The sequence below is a fragment of the Draconibacterium sp. genome, assembly GCF_041583095.1.
In the GTDB taxonomy this organism is placed as follows: Bacteria; Bacteroidota; Bacteroidia; order Bacteroidales; family Prolixibacteraceae; genus Draconibacterium.
Window position 1 is genome coordinate 1 of record NZ_JBFHGM010000342.1, and the last position, 4,843, is coordinate 4,843.

The window sequence follows — 4,843 nt, forward strand, 5'->3', positions numbered from 1 at the left end:
GGCGGCGGTGGTGGTGGAGGTGGCGGCGGTGGAGGTGGTGCTACAGAAGCTGGTGGTAATTTTTTGTGTGCTGATTGCTGACCATTTTCAAGAAAGGCAATCATTTCTGATGCTTTGTTTACCACTTTTAATATTGTTCCATTTTCATCTACAACTACATGCGTAGGAAAAGCATTCAAGTATAATTTTCTCATAATAAACTCCTCCTGTCTGGGAACTACCTTATAATTAAACTCTTTTTGTTGCAGGAACTCCTCTAACTCCGATTTAGAATCCAACGCCAAACTCAGGAAAATGATGTCCTTTCTATCGTTGTATTTTTCTACCAATTCATTTAGTTCCGGAAATTCTGCAACACAAGCGCCACAATGAATAAACCAGGTTTTTAGAACTATCGTTTTTCCTTTTGTATTTTCGTTGGTGTAGCTACTTCCTTCCAGATCGGTAAAGTTAAACTTCGGAATTGGTGTTCCTTCCAATTCATATAAACCATACACTCTGGTTGACGCATCTTTTATTGTTCGTCCAATTCCATTATCTGCGACAGAGTCGAGCTGATAAAGTTTATACAATTCGGTTTTATCGTCCGATTTTATTCTTAGAGGAATGTAATTACCGGTAATTAATTCTTTCAAAAATTGTCTTTTGCCAATTGTATCCGAGTGCTCGTTTATACCGGTGAAATTTGATGACAGGGATATGTTAAAGGAATAGTAAGTCCACCATTTCTTAAAATCAGAAGTAAGTTCACTAATGTCTACTTCTGGATCTAGCGTTTCAACTTTATCTGTTAACAGAGTTTTTTTTGATTTTTCGATACAGGAAAAAACAAATATAGACAACAGTAAAATCGCGATTAATTGTAGTTCTTTCATACTATTAAAATTGTTTGTATTCAAAGATATAGTATGGAACTCGCATGAATTTTAATTATACTCCTGGGTATATTTGTTTTACATGCTCGTTTCATTTTCGTAAAAATTATGCACAATCAGTTTTTTTTTTTAGAAAACCCCACCCAATACCCCCAACAGTATTTTCATTAAAAGCTTTCCCATTTCTAAGTTCATTAATTAGCCTAAAAAAAGCCAGGAAAACCGGGCTCCTTCAATTACTAACTTTTAAATGCAAAAAAATAATGACTAACTGTCCACAATTACCCTTGCAGCCAGGTATCCGTTGTAGAAACCCGGATCGCGCCGCTTATATAAACTCATTACATTATCCAGTTTGTTCGTTAAAATAGCATCGGCCTCATCAAACAGCAGTTCCAGGCTTTTGGTAGCCTCCACCGATGCCACTTTGTAGGCACGTGGCTGCCCGTTAATGGCCAAAAATTCGTCGAGATCGGTTTTTAAATCTTCCACTTGTTCACGCGTAGCACCATATTCTGTGGTTAGTACTTCTATATTTTCTTCAACAGCTTCAATAATAGCCTTTACTGCCGGAATAAAATCGGCATTACGCAAGCGGTTCAGGTCGCTGAAGTTGGCCGACATTTGTAAGCGAAGCTTGTCGTTGCCGGTAACCAAAGCAAAGGTTTCCACGATATCGTTCAGGATATCGGCCTTTTCGGCCACTACGCTTTTAATCTGTTTTTTGGTTTTTCCCAAAAATACCTGAGCTTGCTGCTGTGCATATTGCACCGTATTAATTTGGGCAACTACCGCTTTAAACTCATTCAGAAACTCTCCCACTTTAGGAATTGGAGACCATACAGCAGACTTACCGTTAAGGTAAGTTACCACAATGTCGAACATCTCTTTTTTGTTGATTTTTCGTTTATCCATGTCTGAGAATATTAATTATGATTATGCTAGTTAGTAATTATTTATCTTATAAACAAATTTTTACAACCTGTCTTATAACAACATAGATAATTCTGATTAAACCTTTCGTCCAATTTCATATTGCATAAACAAGCAAATAGTGCATAAGTGTAAGCACGCGTTGTACAAATGTAAGCACCCGTTGCACGAATGTAAGTACCCATTGCACGAATGTAAGTACACGTTGCACGAGTGTAAGTACCCATTGCACGAATGTAAGTACACGTTGCATGAATGTAAGTACACGATGCACGAATATAGATACACGTTGCACAGATGTAGATACCCGTTGCACGGATTTAAACACACGTTGCATGAGTGTAGGTATCCGTTGCACGGATGCAAATGCTCGTTGCACAAATAACAAGGCCTGTTTCGCAACAAAAACGGCTATGCGATTAAACTTTTGCTTTTGGTTTTTATCAAAAGCAGTTGAACTTTACAATAAAAAACAAAATTGAAATGAAACGAACAGTATTTTTAGTAATGGTGCTGGTAAGTGCACTGGTTATTTCGTGCAACAACGGGGGAAATAATTCGCAACAAATGCCATTTGGCCGTAGCGGTGGCGGAATGGGCCCCGGAAATTTTGATCCACAGGCGATGGTTGATCGACAGATTGAAGAAATGGACGAAAATCTGGATTTAAGCGACGATCAGGAAGAGAAAATCCGCGAAATTATGGAAGAAAATTTTGAGAATATGGCTGCCATGCGCGAAGAAATGCAAAACAGCGGTGCCGGTTTTGAAGGTATGCGCGAGAAAATGCAGGAAGTACGCAAAGAGCAGGATAAGAAAATGAAAGAAGTTCTTTCGGAACAGCAATGGGAACAATACCAGGTAATGCAGGAAGAAAGACGCCAAAGACGCGGCCAGGGCGGTTTCCCTCCTCAGAATTAGTTTTCAGTTAGCAGTCGCAGTTAGCAGTTAAGGATGGTGAGCAATTGTATCGCATTCTGGCTCGGTTGAACACCTTACCCTTTTGTCTGTCGACATTTTCCCTTAGCAAGGGAAAAAAGCTTCATTGAAACGAAGAAGGTAGCCTGACGCTTGCTCCCCTCGTGAGGGGAGCTCCCAAAGGGTGAGGGGTAGAAAGAGAATAAAAAACTTTTAGCATAAAGGAAAGGGATGCTGGTTACTGGATATTTGATTTTGGATGCTGGTTATTGGATATTCAATATTGATAATTGGAGATTTCGGATGCTGGTCATTGGGAACTTGCAACTTGTAACTTGTAACTTGCAACCTGTAACAAGAAAAGGATGCCATCCCAATGTTTTTCAACTTATACGGATGGCATCCTTTCTGTAACCTGCGACTGCAAACTGCGACTATATCCCCAGCATCAGCTCACCGGCATCTTTTCCTCCGGTAAATAAGCGTTCCGGATTTTCAAGCAGTTCTTTCAGTTTCACCAGGAAACCTACCGAATCTTTACCATCGATAATACGGTGATCGTACGACAGCGCCACATACATCATCGGGCGGATAACCACTTGTCCGTTTACTGCAACAGGTCGCTCAACAATATTGTGCATACCCAGAATTCCTGATTGCGGCGGGTTAAGAATTGGTGTCGACAACAACGAGCCAAAAACGCCACCATTGGTAATGGTAAATGTTCCGCCCTGCAATTCTTCAACCGTAATCTTTTTATTGCGTGCCTTTTCGGCCAATTCCTTAATTTCGAGTTCAATTGCCGGAATCGTTTTACTTTCGGCATTGCGCACAATGGGCACCATCAATCCTTTTGGTGTTGATACCGCAATACCCACATCAACAAACTTAGGCATTACAATTTCTTCGCCATCGATTTGTGCATTCACCATCGGATGGAAATCCATTGCCGTAGCAACCGCTTTAGTGAAAAACGACATAAAGCCCAGTTTTAATCCGTGGGTATCCACAAATTTTTGCTGATACTTTTTACGCATATCCATTACATAGCTCATGTCGATCTCGTTAAAAGTAGTGAGCATTGCCGTTTCGTTTTTCACCGAAACAAGGCGGGCGCTTAACTTCCTGCGCAGGCTCGACATACGCTCACGTTCTTCGTCGCGTGTTGCCTCTTTTTGCGGGATGGCGGCCGCAGCGGCCTGCGGTGCATTTACCACAGCTTCCACTTCTTTTTTGCCCAGGCGTTTCAGGCCATTTATCACATCGTCAACCGAAAGGCCATGCTCTTTCATCATTTCCTTGGCAACCGATGTTACTTTTACTTTATCATGTTCGCTGCTGGATTCTGTATCCTGGATTCTGGATTCTGGATTCTGGATACTGGATTCTTGATCCTTCACGTTAGATGCAGGTTCCTCATCTGTCGACTGAGACTGTGACTGAGACTGAGACTGTGACTGGCCACTTTCAGCTGCCGGTGCTTCCACACTTGTATCGATAGTACAAACCACTGCACCAACTTCAACAGCTTCTCCTTCTTCGGCTTTAATGGCAATTTTTCCGCCTTCGCTGGCAACAATGGTCAGTGTGGCTTTGTCCGATTCCACTTCGGCTATTTCCTGGTCTTTGGCAACAACGGCTCCGTCTTGAACAAGCCAACTGCCAATTTCAACTTCGGTTATAGATTCTCCCGGACTGGGAACTTTGATTTCAATAATCATATTTTGGTTTTTTATGACGCTACAACTTCTTTTTGTTTAAACACGGTTTCCAAAATCTGGTCGAGGCCTTTTTTGTGTTTTTCCATCAGTCCAACCGCAGGGCTGGCACTTTCAGGGCGGGCAACTACTTTAAAGCCCAGGCAATCTAATTTACGGTTGATAAACGGCCACGCTCCCATATTTTCAGGTTCGTCCTGTGCCCAAATCAACTCGGTGGATTTTGAATACTTACTCAGTATTTCATTGATCTGCTTATTCGGAATCGGGTAAATTTGCTCCAAACGCACAACTGCCGTATTCGAAATGCCGTGTTCGGTTTTGTATTTTGCCAGATCGTAATACAAACGACCGGAAACAAATACCACCTTTTCTACCAAATCAGGTTCTGCAACCGGA

At 41.5% G+C, this 4,843-nt stretch carries 4 protein-coding genes and 1 pseudogene; 1 reads left to right on the plus strand and 4 read right to left on the minus strand.

The genetic code is table 11. The features are described 5' to 3' along the window. Both ABZB17_RS20590 and ABZB17_RS20595 read right to left on the minus strand, forming a co-directional pair. The coding region (locus ABZB17_RS20590; RefSeq protein WP_372653187.1) for a TlpA family protein disulfide reductase at nt 1-875 on the minus strand (875 nt) is incomplete at its 3' end. A gap of 267 nt (nt 876-1,142) precedes the next feature. Further along, on the minus strand, nt 1,143-1,790 hold the full coding sequence (locus ABZB17_RS20595) for a hypothetical protein (RefSeq protein WP_372653189.1): 648 nt from the start codon (nt 1,788-1,790) through the stop codon (nt 1,143-1,145). Nucleotides 1,791-2,291: 501 nt separating this feature from the next. On the opposite strand from ABZB17_RS20595, the gene ABZB17_RS20600 reads away from it, so the two are divergent. Next, on the plus strand, nt 2,292-2,729 hold the full coding sequence (locus tag ABZB17_RS20600; protein WP_372653192.1) for a hypothetical protein: 438 nt from the start codon (nt 2,292-2,294) through the stop codon (nt 2,727-2,729). Nucleotides 2,730-3,160: 431 nt separating this feature from the next. Here the strand turns inward: ABZB17_RS20600 and odhB are convergent, their stop codons facing one another. After that, nucleotides 3,161-4,447 (minus strand): 2-oxoglutarate dehydrogenase complex dihydrolipoyllysine-residue succinyltransferase, encoded by a 1,287-nt coding sequence (gene odhB / locus ABZB17_RS20605; RefSeq protein WP_372653194.1) that lies wholly within the window; start codon nt 4,445-4,447, stop codon nt 3,161-3,163. Nucleotides 4,448-4,458: 11 nt separating this feature from the next. Further along, nucleotides 4,459-4,843: pseudogene (locus ABZB17_RS20610) on the minus strand (2-oxoglutarate dehydrogenase E1 component); the annotation flags it as partial.

Bases quoted from the DNA above. Each gene is read 5' to 3' on its own strand.
- ABZB17_RS20595 (WP_372653189.1), bottom strand. From the start codon at position 1,790: ATGGATAAACGAAAAATCAACAAAAAAGAGATGTTCGACATTGTGGTA.
- ABZB17_RS20600 (WP_372653192.1), top strand. From the start codon at position 2,292: ATGAAACGAACAGTATTTTTAGTAATGGTGCTGGTAAGTGCACTGGTT.
- odhB (WP_372653194.1), bottom strand. From the start codon at position 4,447: ATGATTATTGAAATCAAAGTTCCCAGTCCGGGAGAATCTATAACCGAA.